This window comes from Streptomyces sp. NPDC014656 (genome assembly GCF_043084305.1).
Taxonomy (GTDB): Bacteria; Actinomycetota; Actinomycetes; order Streptomycetales; family Streptomycetaceae; genus Streptomyces.
Window position 1 is genome coordinate 274398 of record NZ_JBIBZN010000007.1, and the last position, 18598, is coordinate 292995.

An 18598-nucleotide genomic window follows, 5' to 3' on the forward strand; every position below is an offset into this window, starting at 1 on the left:
CGCCGGAACGGGCGAATACCTCAGCTCTTCGCCGTGTCGCCGGAGCCGTTCTCGTACGGCTCCTTCTCGTACGAGCTGGTGCCGGAGTCGAGGAGCGGCTCCTGCTCCGTCGGCGCGGCCTTCAGGTGGGCCGGGGCGAAGGCCCGCAGCACGTGGTAGCCGGTGATGACGACGATCGTGCCGAGCGCGATGCCGCCCAGCTCGAAGGTGTCGGTGAAGGTCAGCTTCACGCCGCCGACGCCGATGATGATGCCGGCGGCGGCCGGGACCAGGTTGAGCGGGTTGCGCAGGTCGACCTTGGCGTTGATCCAGATCTGGGCGCCGAGCAGGCCGATCATGCCGTAGAGGATGACGGTGATGCCGCCGAGGACCCCGCCGGGGATGGCGGCGACGACCGCGCCGAACTTGGGGCAGAGCCCGAAGAGGAGCGCGAAGCCGGCGGCGGCCCAGTAGGCGGCCGTGGAGTAGACGCGGGTGGCGGCCATGACGCCGATGTTCTCGGAGTACGTGGTGTTCGGCGGGCCGCCGACGGCGGTCGACAGCACGGACGCGGCGCCGTCGGCGGCGATCGCGGTGCCCAGCTTGTCGTCGAGGTCGTCGCCGGTCATCTCGCCGACGGCCTTGACGTGGCCGGCGTTCTCGGCGATCAGGGCGATGACGACGGGGAGCGCGACCAGGATCGCCGACCACTCGAAGCTGGGGCCGTGGAAGGACGGCAGGCCGATCCAGTCGGCCTCGCCGACGCCGGAGAGGTCGAGCCGCCAGTGGTCGGTGACCTGGCCGGACGGCGACATCGAGTGGATCTTCCCGAAGACCAGGTCGAGCACCCAGGAGAGGGCGTAGCCGAAGACCAGGCCGAGGAAGATCGCGATCCGGGACCAGAAGCCGCGCAGGCAGACCACGGCGAGACCGGTGAAGAGCATCACCAGGAGCGCCGTCCACTGGTCCTGCGGCCAGTACGTGGAGGCGGTGACCGGCGCCAGGTTGAAGCCGATCAGCATGACGACGGCTCCGGTGACCACCGGCGGCATCGCCGCGTGGATGATGCGGGCGCCGAACCTCCGCACCGCGAGACCGGCGAGGAAGAGCACCGCGCCGACCACGAGGACCGCGCCGGTCACGGTGGCGCTGCTGCCGCCGGAGGCCCGGATCGCGGCGGCGACGCCCACGAAGGAGAGCGAGCAGCCGAGGTACGAGGGGACGGTGCCGCGCGTCGCGAGGAGGAAGATGACGGTGGCGACACCGGACATCATGATCGCGAGGTTCGGGTCGAGGCCCATCAGCACCGGTGCGACGAAACTCGCCCCGAACATGGCCACCACGTGCTGTGCGCCGAGACCGGCCGTACGGGGCCAGGACAGCCGCTCGTCGGGGCGGACGACGGCCCCGGGGGCGGGCGTTCTCCCGTCCCCGTGCAGGGTCCAGCGCACGCCGAGTTTCATGAGGTCGCTCCCGTTCTCCGGTTCCGGCGGCCGTGTCGGGGCCGCAGAAGATCAGCCACATGGTATGCGCCGGAACCGGCCGGGGCGGGGGCGCCGGCGCCCCCGGGCGGGCTCAGCCCACCGGGCCCGCGCTCTTCGCCGCGTCCGTCCCCGCCGGCGCGGCCGTGGCGGTCCGGGAAGCGCTCCGCAGCACGCCCGCGCCGAGGACCAGGCCGAAGGAGAGGGCCGTGACCAGGCCGAACGAGAAGACCAGCGAGGTGGCGTCGGCGATCCCGCCGATCGCGGACGGGGCGACGAGCCCCGAGGTGTAGGTGATGGTGGCGACGCCCGCGATGGCCTGGCTCGGGTTCGGGCCGCTGCGCGCGGCGGCGGCGAAGGCGAGCGGGACGACGACCGCGACCCCGAGGCCCACCAGCCCGAATCCGGCCATCGCCGTGGCGGCGTTCGGGGCGAGGACGACCAGCACTCCGCCGAGGGTGGCGGCCACGCCCCCGACCCGTACCGTGCGGACCGCGCCGAAGCGGTCCACGACCCGGTCGCCGACGAGCCGGGCCACGGCCATGGTCAGCGCGAAGGCGGTGGTGGAGGCGGCGGCGAGACCGGCCGAGCCGCCCAGCTCGTCGCGGAGGTAGACGGCCGACCAGTCGAGGCTGGCGCCCTCGGCGAAGACCGCGCAGAAGCCGATCGCGCCGATCACCAGGGCGGACCTGGGGGGCAGCGCGAAGCGCGGCGGGGCCTCTTCCTCCTCGGCGGGCGCCGGGTCGAGGACGCCCTGGCAGAAGGCGAGGCCGAGGACGGTGAGGACGAGCGCGGCGATCAGGTGGTGGAGCCGGGCGTCGCCGCCGAGGTGGGCGGCGACGGTGCCGGCCGCCGAGCCGAGCAGCGCCCCCACGCTCCACATGCCGTGCAGGCTGGACATGATGGAGCGGCCGAGCCGGTTCTCGGTCTCGACGCCGAGCGCGTTCATCGCCACGTCGGACATGCCGGCCGTGGCGCCGTAGACGAAGAGCGCCGCGCACAGGCCCCAGACGTTCGGCGCGAGCGAGGGCAGGGTGAGCGCGAGCGTCCACAGCGCGAGCAGCCCGCGCAGCGCGGTGCGGGCGCCGAAGCGGTGGCTGATCCGGCCGGCCAGCGGCATCGAGAGCGAGGCGCCGAGGGCGGGGAAGGCGAGCGCGAGGCCGAGCTGGCCGGCGCTCACCCCGGCGTGCTCCTGGATCCAGGGGATCCGGGTGGCGAAGCTGCCGGTCACGGCGCCGTGGACGCAGAAGACGGCGGCGACGGCGAAGCGGGCCCGTCGGAGCCGTTCGGAGCTGAGGACGGTCTCCGCCGCCATGGGTCCTCCCCGGGATGATGGAATCTGAGTTCTGTCAGCTGATGACGGCCCGTAAACTATCAGGAACCCTGCCTGATAAATAGTGGTCCGGAGGGACGGCGGCGGGGAAGCGTCTGAGAGGATCCCCGCATGGCCGCATCCCCGAGCACCGCCCGGGCCATCAACGACCGGCTCGCCCTGCGCCTGCTCCAGGACGAGGGCCCGTTGACGGCAGCCCAGCTCAAGACCCTCACCGGGCTCTCCCGGCCCACCGTCGCCGACCTCGTCGAGCGGCTCAGCGGCTCGGGCCTCGTGCACGTCGTCGGCGAGGCCGGCGCCGAGCGCCGCGGCCCCAACGCCAAGCTGTACGGACTGGTCGCCGACCGCGCCCACCTCGCCGCGCTCGACGTCCGCACCCGCTCGGTCACCGTCACCGTCACCGACCTGCTCGGCGCCCCGCTCGCCGAGGCCGCCGTCCCGGTCGGCGAGGACGCCGGCACCGGCCCCGCCGTCGAGAAGGCCGTCGCCCTCCTGGAGCTGACCGCCCGGGAGGCCGGCGTCGAGCGGCTGCACTCCGTGGCCGTCGGCGCCCCCGGCCTCATCGACCCCGCCACCGGGGAGCTCCGCGACTCCACCGGCCTGCCCGCCTGGCACCGCCGGCTCGTCGCCGTCCTCCAGGAGCGGCTCCCCGCCCACGTGCTCGTCGAGAACGAGACCAACCTCGCCGCCGTCGCCGAACTGCGCGAGGGCGCGGCCCTGGGCCGCGAGGACTTCGTGCTGCTCTGGCTCGGCCAGGGCGTGGGCGCCGCCGTGGTCCTCGGCGGACGGCTGCGCCGGGGCGCCTCGGGCGGCGCCGGCGAGATCGGCTTCCTGCCCGTGCCCGGCACCTCCGGGCTGCCCTCGGCCACCGGCTGCGACGGCGGCTTCCACGAGCTGGCCTGCGTGGCCGCCGTCGAGGCCCTCGCGGCCGAGCACGGACTCGACCCGGCCGGGGCCCTCGGCTCCGGCCACGGTCCCTTCCTCGACGCCCTCGCCCGCCGGCTCGCGGTCGGCGCGGCGGCGATCGCGGCCGTCCTCGACCCCGGCTGCGTGGTCCTCGCCGGCGAGACCGGCCACCAGGGGGGCCCGGAGCTGGCCGCCCGCGTCGAGGCCGAGCTCGCCGCGCTCTCCCCGCTGCGCACCGAGGTCCGCGCCACCACCCTGGGCGACGCGGCCGTCCTGCGCGGCGCGCTGCTGCGGGCCCGGGACGCGGCCCAGGAGGCCCTCTTCCCGTAGGGCCCCGCACGCACGACCGCGCCGCGCCCCGGACAGGGGGGCGCGGCGCGGAGGGTGCGGCCCGGCGGCGGCCAAGGGCCGTGAGTCCGCCGCCGGGGGTTCTTCAGGGGTGGCGCGTCAGCAGGTGCCGAGGTCCTTCCAGACCCCCCACTCGCCGGTCGTGCCCGGCTCCTCGTTCTGGGTCCACCACTGGGCCTTCCACTTGTGGCCCTTGTGGGAGACCTCGTTGCCCGCGTTGTAAACCGTGCCGGCCGCGTACGCCGGGGCGGTGCAGCCCGTGGGCGGCGTCGTCGGCGGGGTGGTCGGGGGAGTGGTCGGCGGGGTCGTCGGAGGCGTGGTGGGCGGGGTGGTCGGCGGCGTGGTGCCCGTGCCGGGCTCCACGGTCGTCGTGCCGCGCGCCAGGTCGCCGGCGAGGGCGTACGTGGTGCCGTTGATGTTCACCGTCCAGTTGGAGGGGGTGGACACCGGCAGGTAGTAGTTGAAGGACAGCTCGACCGTGGCGCCGGGGGCGAGGGTCTGCCAGGCCGGGAGCTTCAGCGAGACCCGGTGGAAGTCGCCCTTCAGGCCGCCGACGTTGGAGCCCGTGTGGTCGCTGCTGACGACCTTGGTGCCGAAGCCGGACTGGTCGGAGGCGTTGGCCGGGGCCGAGGTGCCGTAGTCGAACTGGAACTCCGTGCCGCCGGGCAGCGTGGTGTTCGTCCGGTTGGTGATCTTCACCTTGGGGGTGATCGGGTAGTTCGAGTCGCCCAGCTTGAACTCGGTGAAGGCGGTCTCGATGTTCACGGCCTGCGCCGGCAGCGCCTTGTTCGACTTCTTGGCGCCGTAGGGGGTGGCGGCCTTGAACTTGTCGTACATCAGCGAGGTGAGCGTGGAGCCCATCTCGTACTGGCCCTTGGCGGCGTTCCAGGAGTAGTCGCCGGCCATCTCCCAGACCATGGTGCCGCCGATGCCGCGGCCGACCACGTAGTCGGCCTTGGCGGCCACGGACTGCTCGTCCTCGGTGGAGAGGAAGACCTTCTTCTCGGCGTTCCACAGCCACGGCGCGACCAGGGTCGAGTCGTACTTGCGGGCGTAGGTGCCGGTCAGGGTGGTGTTCGCGGGGAAGCCGTACTTGGTGACGTAGTCGCCGACGATCCCCTTCTCCAGGTTCTTGGCGTGCCACATCGGGTTGGAGCCGGCGGGCGACTCCTTGCCCGCGGTGTCCTTGTCGTGCCACAGGTTGTCGATGCCGACGGCGCCGTCGCCGCACTTGGTCAGACCGGCGCCGGCCGGGCAGGTGGCCGCGGTGGCCTTGCCCCACAGGCCGTCGGTGCCGCCCTGCACGTTCTTGTGGCCGCGGGTGTAGTAGGGCAGGCCGATGTTGATCCGGCCGGCCGGCATGGAGCCGCGGAAGTAGTGGTAGGCCCAGTCGGTGTTGAGGTAGCCGATGCCGCCGTACTGGGAGGAGCCGTAGACGTTGGCGGCGGCGAGCTCGCCGTCCTTGCCGTCGTCGAAGAGCGAGGCGTTCGGGCCGACGTACTCGTTCCAGGCGCCGTGCAGGTCGTACGACATGATGTTGACGTAGTCCAGGTACTTCTGGACCTGGAAGGTCTCCATGCCGCGCAGCAGGTAGCCGGAGGACGGGGCGGCGACGGTCAGCAGGTAGTGCTTGCCGTCGGCGGCGCCGGCCCTGTCCAGCTTCTCGCGCAGGGACTTCATGAGGGCCGCGTAGCCCTGGACCAGGCCGGCGCGGCGCGCGTTGGCGAAGGTCCAGTCGAGCGGGTTGCCCGCGTCCTTCATGGTCGTCGGGTACTCGTAGTCGATGTCGACGCCGTTGAAGCCGTACGTGCGGATGAAGTCGACCGCCGAGGTGGCGAAGGTGTCGATGCCGGCCTGGTTGACCGAGCCGTCGGCGTTGGTGGCCATCGAGTAGAAGCCGCCGGAGTTCACCCGGTCGCCGTTGTCGGCGAAGTAGCCGCCGGTCTCGGCCCAGCCGCCGACCGAGATCAGCGTCTTCACGTCGGGGTGCTGCTTCTTGAACTTGTTCAGCAGGTTGAAGTGGCCCTTGTAGGGGAGGGCCGGGTCCATCTCGGCGCCCGCCACGCCGGGCCAGGTCATGCCGGTGGCCGCGTTGTCCGGGCCGTCGGTGCCGACCGAGAGCTTGTTGTCGCCGCCGATGTGGCCGAAGGCGTAGTTGATGTGGGTGATCTTGTCCCACGGGATGTTGTTGGCGAGGTAGGCGGGCTCGCCGTTCTTTCCGGTGCGCCAGCCCGTGAAGTAGCCGATGACGCGGCGCTGGTGGTCGGCGCCCATCTTCTCGCGGCCCTCGGTGTCGTAGACCGAGCAGTAGGGGACGTCGACGCCGGGCGTCTTGTACAGGCCGTCGGGGCGACAGCTCTCGTTGTCGGCGGCGTACGAGACGCCTCCGGCGAGCGAGCTGAGCAGCAGGCCGGCGACGGCGGCACCGGACGCGAGCAGCGACGCTCTCTTGGTCGTGGGGGACAGCACGATCTGGTCCTCCTCGGGGAGGGTGAAGAAACACGCAACGAACAAGGGGGTGGTACGTGTTGGGCCCGGGGCGTGCGCACACCGGCGGGCCGTTCCTCGGAGGTGACACGGACATTAAGAGGACTAGACCAGTGCGTCAATAGGTCTGGACCAAAAGGGAATTCCGTGGGAACGTGTGAGCCATCGCACAGGAGTCGTGTGCATGCCCGTTGACAGGGCGTGGCACACTGGCCCTGTATCAGCAGCAGCGCACTCCGGGGTCGGTGTAATTCCGAACCGGCGGTATAGTCCGCGACCCGTCCGCAAGCCAGCGGTCGGTTGACCAGGTGAGATTCCTGGACCGACGGTGAAAGTCCGGATGGGAGGCAGTGCGCGGCGGGCGACCCCCGACAGGGGTGTGCCGGCCGTACGTCCGCTGGTGGCCGCGTTCCGTCGGGGCACCCGTGGACCTCCGGCCGTACCGGCATACCCCCTGCGCGGCGGCCTACCCGCTCCTCTGTCGTCATCGACAGGCCCCGGAGTCCGTGCCCGAAGAGGCAGGAGGACCCGGTGGACCGGCAGGCCGACATCACCGCCATGCGACGCGCCGTGGAGCTCGCCGCCCGCGGACTCGGCGCCACCAGCCCCAACCCCGTCGTCGGCTGCGTCGTCACCGACGCCTCCGGCCACGTCGTCGGCGAGGGCTGGCACCAGCGCGCCGGAGGCCCCCACGCCGAGGTGCACGCCCTGCGCGCGGCGGGCGTCCTCGCCCGCGGCGGCACCGCGTACGTCACCCTCGAACCCTGCGCCCACACGGGCCGCACCGGCCCCTGCGCCCAGGCCCTGATCGAGGCCGGCGTCGCCCGCGTCGTCCACGCCGTCGCCGACCCGAATCCGCAGGCCGCGGGCGGCGCCGAGACCCTGCGCGCGGCCGGCGTCGCGGTGGAGCGGGGCCTCCTGGAGGCCGAGGCCGAGGCCGGCAACCTCGCCTGGCTCACCTCCGTCCGCACCGGCCGCCCCTTCGTCCGCTGGAAGTACGCCGCCACCCTCGACGGCCGGATCGCCGCCGCCGACGGCACCTCCCGCTGGATCAGCTCCGCCGAGTCCCGCGCCGACGTCCACCGGCTGCGCGCCGAGGCCGACGCCGTCGTCGTCGGCTCCGGCACCGCCCGCGCCGACGACCCCCACCTGGCCGTGCGCGGCGTCGAGGGGGCCGTCCAGCCGCTCCGGGTCGTCGTCGACACCGAGGCCGCCGCCGTGAAGCCCGGCGCCCGCGTCCTCGACGACGCCGCCCCCACCCTGATCGCCGTCGCCGAGGACGCGCCGACCGCGCTCCCCGACGTCGTCCGCCTCCCCAGGGCCGAGGCCGGCGGCCTCTCGGTCCCCGCCCTCCTGGACGCCCTCCACGCGCGCGGCGTCCGCTCCGTCCTCCTCGAAGGCGGCCCCACCCTCGCGGCCGCCTTCCTCGCCGCGGGCGCCGTCGACCAGGTCGTCGGCTACCTCGCCCCGGTCCTCCTCGGCGCGGGCCCGAACGCCCTCGCCGACGCCGGGATCACCACCCTCACCGACGCGTTGCGGCTCGACGTCACCGAGACCGCCCGCATCGGCACCGACCTCCGCATCACCGCCACCATCCAGGGAGCCTGACCGTGTTCACCGGAATCGTCGAAGAGCTGGGCGAGGTCGTCGCCGTCGAGCAGCTGCCGGACGCCTCGCGCTTCCGCCTCCGCGGCCCCCTGGTCACCGAGGGAGCCCGCCACGGCGACTCGATCGCCGTCAACGGCGTCTGCCTGACCGTGGTCGAGACCGCTGGCGGCGAGTTCACCGCCGACGTCATGGCCGAGACCCTCAAGCGGTCCTCCCTCGGTGCCCTGGAGCCCGGCTCCCGGGTCAACCTGGAGCGCCCCATGGCCGTCGGCGGCCGCCTCGGCGGCCACATCGTCCAGGGCCACGTGGACGGCACCGGCACCGTCCTGGAGCGGACCCCCTCCGAGCACTGGGAGCTGGTCAGGGTCGGCCTCCCGGCCCCCCTCGCCCGCTACGTCGTCGAGAAGGGCTCCATCACCGTCGACGGCGTCAGCCTCACCGTGGTCGAGGTCGGCGACGACTGGTTCACCATCAGCCTCATCCCCACCACGCTCGCCCTGACCACCCTGGGCCACAAGGGCCCCGGCGCCCCGGTCAACCTCGAAGTGGACGTCATCGCCAAGTACGTCGAGCGGCTGCTCGGCCCGACCGCACGGGAGAACGTCAAGTGAACTGGCTCAACTCCGAGGCGTTCACCCTCTTCGGCCAGCGCATCATCTGGTCGGACATGGTCGGGAACGTCTTCGGGCTCGTCGCCCTCACCCTCGGCTGGCGCCGCTCCGTGTGGACCTGGCCCGTCCAGTTCCTCGCCGGACTCGTGCTCTTCGGCGCCTTCTTCGGCCACCTCACCGGCAGCGCCGGCAAGCAGGTCGTCGTCATGCTGGTGGCCGTCTTCGGCTGGTGGCAGTGGCAGCGCGGCAAGCAGGGCGGCGCCGACGGCCACATCGCGGTCCGCTTCGCCACCTGGCGCGAGCGCGGCGCCATGATCGCCGCGGCCGCCGCGGGCACCGTCGCCGTCGCCCTCCTCTTCGAGGCGTTCCCGACCCTCTCGTGGGACCCCTGGCCCGACGCGTACATCTTCGTCGGCACCGTGGTCGCCATGTACGCCCAGGCCCGCGGCATGGTCGAGTTCTGGTTCGCCTGGCTGCTCGTCGACCTCGTCGGCGTCCCGCTGAACTTCGCCAACGGCTACGCCTTCTCCGGCTTCGTCTACGTCCTCTACGGCGCGCTCGTCCTCTGGGGCATGCGCGACTGGTGGCTCCGGACGCGTACCGCCCCCGCTCTGGAAGGAGCCCCCGCATGAGCAGCGCCCCGTCCGTCTGGGACACCGAGGACCTCTCCCTCGACCCCGTGGAGCAGGCGGTCCGCGACATCGCCGCCGGCCGCCCCGTCGTGGTCGTCGACGACGAGGACCGCGAGAACGAGGGCGACCTCGTCATCGCCGCAGAGAAGGCCACCCCCGAGGTCGTCGCCTTCATGATGAGCGAGTGCCGCGGCCTGATCTGCGCCCCCATGGAGCACGAGGAGCTGGAGCGCCTCCACCTCCCGCAGATGGTCGAGCACAACACCGAGTCCATGCGGACCGCCTTCACCGTCTCCGTCGACGCGAGCCCCGAGCACGGCGTCACCACCGGCATCTCCGCCGCCGACCGCGCCACCACCCTCCGGATGCTCGCGAGCGGCCGCCACGAGCCCTCCGACTTCGTCCGCCCCGGCCACGTCTTCCCGCTGCGGGCCCGCGAGGGCGGCGTCCTCGCCCGCCCCGGGCACACCGAGGCGGCCGTCGACCTCGCCCGCCTCGCGGGCCTGCGGCCGGCCGGCGCGATCGTGGAGATCGCCGGCGAGGACGGCGTGATGCTCCGCCTGCCGGAGCTGATCCCCTTCGCCCGCAAGCACGGCCTGACGATCATCTCCATCGAGGACCTGATCGCCTACCGCCGCTCCGCCGAGCCGACCGTCCGCCGCGAGGCCGAGGTCCACCTCCCCACCGCCCACGGCGACTTCACCGCCTACGGCTACCGCTCCACCGTCGACGGCGTCGAGCACGTCGCCCTCGTCCACGGCGAGATCGGCGACGGCGAGGACGTCCTCGTCCGGGTCCACTCCGAGTGCCTGACCGGTGACGTCTTCCACTCGCTGCGCTGCGACTGCGGCCCCCAGCTCCAGGCCTCCATGGAGCGCGTCCAGGCGGCCGGCCGCGGCGTCGTCGTCTACCTCCGCGGCCACGAGGGGCGCGGCATCGGCCTGCTCTCCAAGCTGCGCGCCTACGAACTCCAGGAGCGCGGCCGCGACACCCTCGACGCCAACCTGGAGCTCGGCCTGCCCGCCGACGCCCGCGACTACGCGGCCGGCGCGCGAATCCTCGTCGACCTCGGCGTCCGCAGCCTCCGGCTGATGACCAACAACCCCGACAAGATCGACGCCCTCACCCGGCACGGCCTCGCCGTCGAGGGCCGCGAGCCGATGCCCGTCACGGCGGGCGAGCACAACCTCCGCTACCTGCGCACCAAGCGGGACCGGATGGGCCACGACCTGCCCTGGCTGGACGGCTCCCCGGCCTCCACCTGCGGCAACCAGTAAGCACGTACGTACGAAACCGGCTAGGAGAGACATGAGCGGCAAGGGCGCACCCGTCCTCAGCGTGAAGAACTGCGGCGACCTCCGGGTCGCGGTCATCGCGGCGCAGTGGCACGAGAAGATCATGGACGGACTCGTGGACGGCGCCCTGCGCGCCCTGTCCGAACTCGGCATCGACGAGCCCACCCTGCTCCGCGTCCCGGGCAGCTTCGAACTGCCCGTCGTGGCCAAGGTGCTCGCGGAGCGCGGCTACGACGCGATCGTCGCCCTCGGCGTGGTCATCCGCGGCGGCACCCCCCACTTCGACTACGTGTGCCAGGGCGTCACCCAGGGCCTGGTCCAGGTCTCCATCGACACCGGCGTGCCCGTCGGCTTCGGCGTACTGACCTGTGACAACGAGGAGCAGGCGCTGGACCGCGCCGGCCTGGAGGGATCGAACGAGGACAAGGGGCACGAAGCGGTCACCGCCGCCGTCGCCACCGCCACCATCCTCCGCACGGTCAGCGAGCCCTGGCGCACGTCCACGGAGTGAACCCCGGCTACGGAGCTCCCCGGCGAAGCCGTACCCTAAGGACATCATGGCGAACAAAACCTTCGAAGAGCTCTTCACCGAGCTCCAGCTCAAGGCCGCCAACGGCGACCCCAGCACCTCCCGCACCGCCGAGCTGGTCGGCAAGGGCGTCCATGCCATCGGCAAGAAGGTCGTCGAAGAGGCCGCCGAGGTCTGGATGGCCGCCGAGTACGAGGGCAAGGAGGCGGCCGCCGAGGAGATCTCGCAGCTGCTGTACCACGTCCAGGTGATGATGGTCGCCCGCGGGATCTCCCTCGACGACGTCTACGCCCACCTCTGAAGCACGCCCCCGCCGTCTCCCACCACTCCCAGGCAAAGGAAGCCCACCCCATGCTGCGCATCGCCGTCCCGAACAAGGGTTCCCTCTCCGGACCTGCGTCGGCCATGCTCCATGAGGCCGGCTACCGCCAGCGCAAGGAGTCCAAGGAACTGGTGGTCATCGACCCCGACAACGAGGTCGAGTTCTTCTACCTGCGGCCGAAGGACATCGCCATCTACGTGGCGTCCGGGAAGCTGGACATCGGCATCACCGGCCGTGACCTGCTCCTCGACTCCGGCGCCAGCGCCGAGGAGATCCTGGCGCTGAACTTCGGCCGCTCCACCTTCCGTTACGCCACCCGCCCGGGCACCGCGAACGGCCCGGAGGACTTCGGCGGGATGACGATCGCCACCTCCTACGAGGGCATCGTCGCCAAGCACCTCGCCGACCAGGGCATCGACGCCTCCGTCGTGCACCTGGACGGCGCCGTCGAGACCGCGATCCAGCTGGGCGTCGCCCAGGTCATCGCCGACGTCGTCGAGACCGGCACCAGCCTGCGCAACGCCGGACTGGAGGTGATCGGCGAGCCGATCCTGAAGTCCGAGGCGATCGTCGTCCGCCGCCACGGTGCCGAGACCGAGAACCCGCAGGTCCAGCAGTTCCTGCGCCGCCTCCAGGGCGTCCTCGTCGCCCGCAGCTACGTGATGATGGACTACGACTGCCGCGCCGAGCACCTGGAGCAGGCCGTCGCCCTCACCCCGGGCCTGGAGTCGCCGACCGTCTCCCCGCTACACAACGAGGGCTGGGTCGCCGTCCGCGCGATGGTCCCCGCCAAGGAGGCGCAGCGGATCATGGACGACCTGTACGAGATCGGCGCCCGCGCGATCCTCACCACCGCGATCCACGCCTGCCGCCTCTGACGGCGTCCGGCCCCGTACCACCCACGGCACCGAGGAACCCCGATGTCCGAGTCGCCCACGCCCGCCCTCCCGGTCACCTTCCGGCCGGGCCGCACCCGCGCCGTCCTGCTGACCGTGGGCGCCGTCATGTTCGCGGCGATCACCGCGGTGGCGCTGATGCTGGAGCGGCTCGGCCCGGGCGAGCGGGCCAGCTTCGTCTTCACCGCCGCGCTCTTCCTCGGGGTGCTGGTGATGCTCAGCCGCCCCAAGGTCGTCGCCGACAGCGAGGGCGTCACGGTCGTCAACATCACCCGCACCCGGCGCCTTGCCTGGGCGGAGATCCTCCGCGTCAACCTGCGTCCCGGCGACCCGTGGGTCTTCCTCGACCTCAGCGACGGCACCAGCCTCCCGGCCCTCGGCATCCAGCCCGGCATCGCCAGGGAGTCCGCCATCAGGGACGCCCGCGCCCTGCGGGCCCTCGCGGACAGCCGCGGCACCGGGGCCGAGGCGGCCTGAGCCCCGACGCGGAGCCGGGGCGGCCCCGAGCCGGCGGACCGGGAGAACCCCGGTGCGTCCCCCATCCGGGGCGTCCCCCCTGCCACGCGGGGCCCGTGCGTGACTACTCTTGAGGCGGTGGTGCCGGACGCACCACCGCCTCGCGCGTGCAGGGCCGCCGCCGGCGGCCGGCGAGGCCACCCTTCGACCCGAGGAGTGACTCCCTCCGGCAATGGACGGATCGTCCGGTAGTACCTGCGCCGCCCCCTCTCCCGACGAGGCGGCGGCATGATCGTCTCCCTGCTGCCCCTCCTGGCGGCCTTCCTCCTGATCCTCGCCAACGGCTTCTTCGTCGCCGCCGAGTTCGGTCTCGTGACCGTCGAGCGCGCGGAGGCCGAGCGGGCCGCGGCCGCCGGTGACCGCCGCGCCCGCACCGTCGTCTCGGCGCTGCGCGAGCTGTCCTTCCAGCTCTCCGGCACCCAGCTCGGCATCACCCTCACCTCGCTGATCGTCGGCATGCTCGCCGAGCCCGCCCTCGCCGGCCTGCTGCGCACCCCGCTGACCGCCACCGGGCTCCCCCCGGGCGCCGTCTCCGGGATCGCCGTGGTGATCGGCATGCTCCTCGCCTCGGCCGTGCAGATGGTCGTCGGCGAGCTGGTCCCCAAGAACTGGGCGGTCTCCCGGCCGCTCCAGGTCGCCCGCTTCGTGGCCGCCCCGCAGCGCCGCTTCTCCGCCGCCTTCCGGCCGGTGATCGCCCTGCTCAACCGGGTGGCCAACGGACTGGTCCGCGCCCTGGGCGTCGAGCCCACCGAGGAGCTGGACTCGGTCCGCACCCCGGGCGAGCTGGAATCCCTCGCCCGGCACTCGGCCCGGGCCGGCGCCCTCGAACAGGACACCGCCGACCTCTTCGTCCGGACCCTGTCCCTGGCCGGCCTCACCGCCGAGCAGGTCATGACCCCGCGCGTGAAGGTCAGCGCCCTCCAGTGGGACGCCACCGCGGCCGACGTCCTCAACCTCACCCGGGCCACCGGCCTCTCGCGCTTCCCCGTCTACCGGGACCGCATCGACGAGGTCGTGGGCATGGTCCACCTCAAGGACGCGCTCGCCGTCGCCCCCGACGCCCGCCCGCGGACCTCCGTCGGACGGATCGCCGTCCCGCCGCTCCTGGTCCCCGAGTCGCTGCCCGTCCAGGCCCTCCTGGAGCGGCTGCGCCGCGAGCAGCCGATCGCCGTAGTCGTCGACGAGTACGGCGGCACGGCCGGCGTGGTCACCCTGGAGGACATCGTCGAGGAACTGGTCGGCGAGGTCCGCGACGAGCACGACCCCGCGGCCGAGGCCCGTCCCGAGCTGGCCGCCGCGCCCGCCGAGGACGGCCGCCCGGCCTGGGAGGCCGACGGCTCCTGCCGGGTCCACACGCTGCGCCGGATAGGCCTCGACGTGCCCGACGGCCCGTACGAGACCGTCGCCGGGCTCGTCGCCGACCTCCTCGGCCGGATCCCGGCCCCCGGCGACCGGGCCGAACTGCCCGGCTGGCGGCTCTCCGTCCGCCGGGTCGACCGCTTCCGGGCCGAGCGGGTCCGGATCGTGCGCACCGCCCCGGTGCCGATGGCGGAGGCGGTCCGATGAACACCCTGCAACTCCTCCTCGCCCTCCTCCTCGTCCTGGCCAACGGCTTCTTCGTCGGCGCCGAGTTCGCGCTCGTCTCCGTCCGCCGCAGCCAGATCGAGCCGCTCGGCGGGACCCGCGCCACGCAGGTGCTGTACGGGCTGGAGAACCTGCCGCGGATGATGGCGGCCGCCCAGTTCGGCATCACCGTCTGCTCGCTCACCCTCGGAGCGGTCGCCGAACCGACCGTCGCCCACCTCCTCGAACCGGCCTTCCATTACGTCGGCGTGCCGGCCGGCCTCATCCACCCGCTCGGCTATGTGATCGCCCTCGCCGTGGTCGTCTTCCTCCACCTCGTCATCGGCGAGATGGTCCCGAAGAACCTGGCGATGGCGGCGCCCGAGCGGACCGCGCTCCTGCTCGCCCCCGCCCTGGTCGGCTTCGCCCGGCTCTGCCGGCCGGTCACGGCCGCCCTGGGGGCCTGCTCGGCCCTGGTCCTGCGGGCCTTCAAGGTCGAGCCGAAGGACGAGGTGGAGGCCGTCTTCACCAGCGCCCAGCTCGGCCGGCTCGTCGAGGACGCCGGCCAGGCCGGACTCCTCGACCCGGCCGAGCAGGAGCGCCTGGAGGACGCCCTGGAGCTGGGCAGCCGCCCGGTCACCGACGTCCTGATCCCGGCCGCCGCGCTCGTCACCGTCCCGCCGTCGGCCACCCCGCGGGAGATCGAGGAGCTGACCGTGCGGACGGGCTACTCCCGCTTCCCGGTCCGCGCCGAGGGCCGGCAGGCCGTCTTCCTCGGCTTCGTGCACGTCAAGGACGTGCTGGACCTGGAGGAGCGGGAGCGGGCGGTGCCGCAGCAGCTGTGGCGCCCGATGGCGACGCTCCGCGCCGAGCTGCCGCTGGACGACGCCCTCACCGTGATGCGGAGGGCGGCGACCCATCTCGCGCAGGTCGCCGACGCCTCCGGCCGGGTCCTCGGCCTGGTCGCCCTGGAGGACGTCCTGGAGACGCTGGTGGGCGAGGTCCGCGACCCCGCGCACCGGCTGGGCCCCGCCCCGTCGCCCGTCGCCTAGCGGGTCAGAACGGCGGTTCCTGCTGGGGGCCGCGGTCCGCCGGACCGCGGCCCGACAGCACCTCGCCGTACGCCTGCATGAGGTCCCCGAGCCGCAGGGTGGCCAGGTCCTCGCGGGTCAGCGTGCCGGGGTAGCCGGAGAGCCGGAGGTCCCGGTAGGCGCAGGACTTCTCGTACAGGGTCCGCAGGAAGCGGCCGTTGCCCAGCTCGTCGATCCAGCCCTGCTCGACCACGTGGCCGCTGATCGAGCGTAGCTCGTCCAGGGCCTCCTCGTCCCAGCCGTCGCCGTTCGCGGCGGCCAGCACCTCGCCGATCGCGGTCAGTTCGAGCGGCCGGTAGGACGGGAAGTCGACCCGGGTGGTGAAGCGGGAGGAGAGCCCGGGGTTGGCGGCGAGCAGCCGGTCCATGCCCTCCGGGTAGCCGGCCAGGATGACGACGAGGTGGTCCCGGTTGTCCTCGGCCCGCTTCAGCAGCACCTGGAGCGCCTCGTCGCCGTAGGCGTCGCCCTTGCTGTAGCCGGAGTTGGAGAGGGCGTAGGCCTCGTCGACGAAGAGCACCCCGCCGACCGCCGAGTCGATCAGCTCGTTCGCCTTCACCGCCGTCTGGCCGAGGAACTCGCCGACGAGGTCGGCCCGTTGGGCCTCCACCAGGTGGTCGCCGCCGAGCAGGCCGAGCGCGTAGAAGACCCGGCCCAGGATCCGGGCCACGGTCGTCTTGCCGGTGCCGGACGGCCCGGAGAAGACGAAGTGCCGCTTCGGCGGCTGCACCGGCAGCCCCTGACGGGCCCGCAGCCGGGCCATCTCCAGCTGCGCCGAGAGCGCCTTGACCTGCCGCTTCACCGGTTCGAGCCCGACCATGCCCTCCAGTTCCGCGAGGGCCTCCGCGAGCAGCACCGGATCCGTCGGCCCGGCCGGGAAGCGCGGCGGCCCGGGCTGCGCGGGCACCGGCGAGCTGTGCCGCACGACCTCCGGCGGCGCGGCCGGCACGCCGGGCGGCACCGGTTCGGGGGAGCGGCGCAGCCCGTCGCCGCCGGGGGCGGCGGGCTCCGTCTCGGGCCCGGCGGCGGTGTCCGTGCCGTCCGGCCCGGGGCCGGTGCCCACCGTGCCGAGGGCGACGGCGGCGAGCCCGGCCTGCTCGTCCATGCCGTCGAGCCCGTCGAAGCCGTCGTACTCGGCGATCGCGGCGAGCCGGGCGGCGGTGTCCATGAACGCCGGGTCGACGCGGTGCACCGCGCGGTAGAGGGGGAGGGCGGCGGCGCTGCGGCCGGTGCCCTCGTGGGCGCGGGCGAGCCAGTAGCGCAGCTCCTTGCGCTGGGGCTGCTCGCTGCGGCAGCGCATCAGGGCCGCCGACAGCAGCGGCTCGGCCTGCCCGTACATCTCCAGGCGCACCCGGGCCATGCCGCCGAAGAGTCCGGCCTCGATGCCGAGCAGCGGGTCGTCGACGAGCGGTTCGGTGTGCCGGACGAGCTGGTCCCAGTCCTTGACCAGGTAGGAGCGGCAGGCGTGCAGGAAGCGGACCTGCGGGTCGGTGTCGACCGGCGGCAGCTCGGCGAGGGCCCGGTCCAGCTCCGGCACGTGCCGTCCGTCGAGCCAGTGGGAGGCGTGCGCGAGCAGCAGGTCGCGCGGGCTTTCGAGCACCGGCTGCACCCACCAGCCCAGCCAGTACCAGGAGTTGAGGGTGCGGCGGTGGCGGGCGCGCTGCTCGCCGAAGCGCTCGCGGTTGCGGTACATGCGGAGCAGCGCGGTGGTGGTGTCCACCCGGAGCGCGTGCAGCCCCAGCCAGCCGTCCGCCATGCCGGGATCGATCCGCACCGCGGCCCGGAACTCCTCCTCGGCCTGCGGATAGGCGCCCATGGTGTAGGCGTCCACTCCGCGCAGCCAGGCGAGTTCGGCGGGGGCCTGCGCGCCCTGCGTGCCGATGTCCATCGGGTCCCCCACAACCGTCGGCGTATGGACGGGATTTGACCGCACCTGGGGGCATCGTACCTGCGCAGGGGTGGTGCGCTTAAGGAGAAGCGCAAGATCCGGAAGCGGTGACCCTGGGTGAGCGCGGGAGGTCGGGGAGGGCCCGGGGAAGGGGCGCGGAGGGCAGAACGAAGCCCCCGGTCACGGGGGAACAACCGGGGGCTTCGTGTCTGCGGCGGCTGTCGAAAAGCCGCACATTGAGAACGTAAGACCTGTAAGCCCCCGGGGTCAAGCGCCCTCGGGGCACTTGCGGAAGCGGAGTTCCGGGGACTCAGTCCGCCGCCATCGCGCCGTCACGGTGGGTGATGATCTGGCGCGGGCCCGTCGTCACAGCGGGCCCGGGAAGCCACTCGTACCCCTCGCCCCGCTCCCGAACCAGGGTTCCGGCGAAGGGCCGCGACGGGTCCTCGGCGAAATGGCGAGTCTCCGCCACCACCCAGCCGTCCCAGAACTCCGCCTGCTCCGGTCCGTCCCGGTGCCGGCCCCGCTCCCAGGAGGCCCCGGCCGGCCGGTCCATCCACAGCAGCCACGCGAGGTGCGGCCGCAGCTCCCGCCGCCCGGACCCCACCCCCTCCACCAGCACCACGGGCGCCGGGGGCAGCGCGCGGGCGGGTCCGAAGCGCCGCAGCTCCCAGTCGTACGGCCGGTAGCGGGCGGTCGCGCCGCGTTCCAGCGGCTCCAGGACCTGGGCCCGCAGCCGGCCGGTCCAGGCGAAGGGCTCCTCGTGGGTGGCGAGGTCGTCGAGCCGCAGGACGGGCGCGCCGCCGAGCGCGGAGGCGAGCCGGCGGGCGAGCGTGGACTTCCCGGAGCCGGCGTGGCCGTCGACGGCGACCAGCCGGACCGGTCCGAGCGAGGGCGGCAGCCGGCGCAGCGCGCGGGCGGCGCGGTCGAGGTCGTCCATGCGGCCCAGGGTAGGTGAGGGGTGCCCGCGCAGGTCAGCGAGGTGCCGCCGTCAGTGGTCCATACCCATGTCGATGGCGGCGACGCGGCCCGAAGTGCTGGCGGAGGCCCGGCCGAGCCGGGATAGTGGGCCCGCGCCGTCCCGCCCGATCGCCGTTCCGTCCTCGACTGGGGGTC

General features: G+C 73.4%; 16 protein-coding genes and 1 riboswitch. Of the genes, 11 read left to right on the top strand and 5 right to left on the bottom strand.

Annotation, left to right across the window (positions count from 1 at the left end):
* Nucleotides 1-20 precede the first annotated feature (20 nt).
* Together ACF1ED_RS18860 and ACF1ED_RS18865 are read right to left on the bottom strand one after the other, a co-directional pair.
* Entirely contained in the window at nucleotides 21-1442 is a 1422-nt protein-coding gene (locus ACF1ED_RS18860; protein ID WP_391761770.1) for a uracil-xanthine permease family protein, read from the bottom strand.
* 112 nt (nucleotides 1443-1554) lie between these two features.
* Nucleotides 1555-2775: an MFS transporter gene (locus tag ACF1ED_RS18865; protein ID WP_391761772.1), complete on the bottom strand. Its 1221-nt coding sequence runs from the start codon at nucleotides 2773-2775 to the stop codon at nucleotides 1555-1557.
* Between the two features lie 129 nt (nucleotides 2776-2904).
* Here ACF1ED_RS18865 and ACF1ED_RS18870 point away from each other — a divergent pair, with 129 nt between their 5' ends.
* Entirely contained in the window at nucleotides 2905-4029 is a 1125-nt protein-coding gene (locus ACF1ED_RS18870) for an ROK family transcriptional regulator (protein WP_391761774.1), read from the top strand.
* Between the two features lie 117 nt (nucleotides 4030-4146).
* On the opposite strand, the gene ACF1ED_RS18875 is transcribed toward ACF1ED_RS18870, so the two are convergent.
* The gene (locus ACF1ED_RS18875; protein WP_391761776.1) at nucleotides 4147-6516 is read right to left on the bottom strand and encodes a chitinase C-terminal domain-containing protein; all 2370 of its coding nucleotides are present in this window, start codon (nucleotides 6514-6516) and stop codon (nucleotides 4147-4149) included.
* 245 nt (nucleotides 6517-6761) lie between these two features.
* A riboswitch (FMN riboswitch) is annotated at nucleotides 6762-6892 on the top strand.
* A 173-nt stretch (nucleotides 6893-7065) separates the two neighbouring features.
* On the opposite strand from ACF1ED_RS18875, the gene ribD reads away from it, so the two are divergent.
* The 10 genes from ribD (at nucleotide 7066) to ACF1ED_RS18925 (ending at nucleotide 15558) form a co-directional block, all read left to right on the top strand.
* A complete protein-coding gene (ribD, locus tag ACF1ED_RS18880; protein ID WP_391761778.1) occupies nucleotides 7066-8142 on the top strand; it encodes a bifunctional diaminohydroxyphosphoribosylaminopyrimidine deaminase/5-amino-6-(5-phosphoribosylamino)uracil reductase RibD in 1077 nt (358 codons plus the stop codon).
* 2 nt (nucleotides 8143-8144) lie between these two features.
* Nucleotides 8145-8753: a riboflavin synthase gene (locus tag ACF1ED_RS18885; protein WP_391761780.1), complete on the top strand. Its 609-nt coding sequence runs from the start codon at nucleotides 8145-8147 to the stop codon at nucleotides 8751-8753.
* Nucleotides 8750-9385 (top strand): nicotinamide riboside transporter PnuC, encoded by a 636-nt coding sequence (locus tag ACF1ED_RS18890; protein ID WP_391761782.1) that lies wholly within the window; start codon nucleotides 8750-8752, stop codon nucleotides 9383-9385. Before ACF1ED_RS18885 ends, ACF1ED_RS18890 begins: the two co-directional genes overlap by 4 nt.
* Complete coding sequence (locus tag ACF1ED_RS18895) at nucleotides 9382-10662, top strand: bifunctional 3,4-dihydroxy-2-butanone-4-phosphate synthase/GTP cyclohydrolase II (protein ID WP_391761784.1); 1281 nt, start codon at nucleotides 9382-9384, stop codon at nucleotides 10660-10662. Before ACF1ED_RS18890 ends, ACF1ED_RS18895 begins: the two co-directional genes overlap by 4 nt.
* Nucleotides 10663-10693: 31 nt before the next feature.
* Nucleotides 10694-11191 (top strand): 6,7-dimethyl-8-ribityllumazine synthase, encoded by a 498-nt coding sequence (ribH, locus tag ACF1ED_RS18900; protein ID WP_391761786.1) that lies wholly within the window; start codon nucleotides 10694-10696, stop codon nucleotides 11189-11191.
* 46 nt (nucleotides 11192-11237) lie between these two features.
* Nucleotides 11238-11510 carry a phosphoribosyl-ATP diphosphatase gene (locus ACF1ED_RS18905; protein ID WP_031005643.1) on the top strand — a complete coding sequence of 91 codons (273 nt, stop codon included), beginning with the start codon at nucleotides 11238-11240 and terminating at the stop codon, nucleotides 11508-11510.
* Nucleotides 11511-11560: 50 nt separating this feature from the next.
* The gene (hisG, locus tag ACF1ED_RS18910) at nucleotides 11561-12409 is read left to right on the top strand and encodes an ATP phosphoribosyltransferase (protein ID WP_391761788.1); all 849 of its coding nucleotides are present in this window, start codon (nucleotides 11561-11563) and stop codon (nucleotides 12407-12409) included.
* A 42-nt stretch (nucleotides 12410-12451) separates the two neighbouring features.
* A complete protein-coding gene (locus ACF1ED_RS18915) occupies nucleotides 12452-12904 on the top strand; it encodes a PH domain-containing protein (RefSeq protein ID WP_391761790.1) in 453 nt (150 codons plus the stop codon).
* 267 nt (nucleotides 12905-13171) lie between these two features.
* Nucleotides 13172-14509 (top strand): hemolysin family protein, encoded by a 1338-nt coding sequence (locus ACF1ED_RS18920; protein WP_391761792.1) that lies wholly within the window; start codon nucleotides 13172-13174, stop codon nucleotides 14507-14509.
* Entirely contained in the window at nucleotides 14506-15558 is a 1053-nt protein-coding gene (locus ACF1ED_RS18925; protein ID WP_391761794.1) for a hemolysin family protein, read from the top strand. Before ACF1ED_RS18920 ends, ACF1ED_RS18925 begins: the two co-directional genes overlap by 4 nt.
* Nucleotides 15559-15562: 4 nt before the next feature.
* Here ACF1ED_RS18925 and ACF1ED_RS18930 read toward each other — a convergent pair whose 3' ends face one another.
* Both ACF1ED_RS18930 and ACF1ED_RS18935 read right to left on the bottom strand, forming a co-directional pair.
* Nucleotides 15563-17482 (bottom strand): AAA family ATPase, encoded by a 1920-nt coding sequence (locus tag ACF1ED_RS18930; RefSeq protein ID WP_391761796.1) that lies wholly within the window; start codon nucleotides 17480-17482, stop codon nucleotides 15563-15565.
* A gap of 310 nt (nucleotides 17483-17792) precedes the next feature.
* Nucleotides 17793-18422 carry a uridine kinase gene (locus tag ACF1ED_RS18935; protein ID WP_391761798.1) on the bottom strand — a complete coding sequence of 210 codons (630 nt, stop codon included), beginning with the start codon at nucleotides 18420-18422 and terminating at the stop codon, nucleotides 17793-17795.
* Nucleotides 18423-18598 lie beyond the last annotated feature (176 nt).

What these genes read in the sequence shown, in the direction of transcription:
- ACF1ED_RS18870 (WP_391761774.1), top strand. Translation starts at nt 2,905, where the DNA reads ATGGCCGCATCCCCGAGCACCGCCCGGGCCATCAACGACCGGCTCGCC.
- ACF1ED_RS18920 (WP_391761792.1), top strand. Translation starts at nt 13,172, where the DNA reads ATGATCGTCTCCCTGCTGCCCCTCCTGGCGGCCTTCCTCCTGATCCTC.
- ACF1ED_RS18935 (WP_391761798.1), bottom strand. Translation starts at nt 18,422, where the DNA reads ATGGACGACCTCGACCGCGCCGCCCGCGCGCTGCGCCGGCTGCCGCCC.
- ACF1ED_RS18905 (WP_031005643.1), top strand. Translation starts at nt 11,238, where the DNA reads ATGGCGAACAAAACCTTCGAAGAGCTCTTCACCGAGCTCCAGCTCAAG.
- ACF1ED_RS18925 (WP_391761794.1), top strand. Translation starts at nt 14,506, where the DNA reads ATGAACACCCTGCAACTCCTCCTCGCCCTCCTCCTCGTCCTGGCCAAC.
- ACF1ED_RS18860 (WP_391761770.1), bottom strand. Translation starts at nt 1,442, where the DNA reads ATGAAACTCGGCGTGCGCTGGACCCTGCACGGGGACGGGAGAACGCCC.
- ACF1ED_RS18895 (WP_391761784.1), top strand. Translation starts at nt 9,382, where the DNA reads ATGAGCAGCGCCCCGTCCGTCTGGGACACCGAGGACCTCTCCCTCGAC.
- hisG (WP_391761788.1), top strand. Translation starts at nt 11,561, where the DNA reads ATGCTGCGCATCGCCGTCCCGAACAAGGGTTCCCTCTCCGGACCTGCG.
- ACF1ED_RS18915 (WP_391761790.1), top strand. Translation starts at nt 12,452, where the DNA reads ATGTCCGAGTCGCCCACGCCCGCCCTCCCGGTCACCTTCCGGCCGGGC.
- ACF1ED_RS18865 (WP_391761772.1), bottom strand. Translation starts at nt 2,775, where the DNA reads ATGGCGGCGGAGACCGTCCTCAGCTCCGAACGGCTCCGACGGGCCCGC.
- ribH (WP_391761786.1), top strand. Translation starts at nt 10,694, where the DNA reads ATGAGCGGCAAGGGCGCACCCGTCCTCAGCGTGAAGAACTGCGGCGAC.
- ACF1ED_RS18930 (WP_391761796.1), bottom strand. Translation starts at nt 17,482, where the DNA reads ATGGACATCGGCACGCAGGGCGCGCAGGCCCCCGCCGAACTCGCCTGG.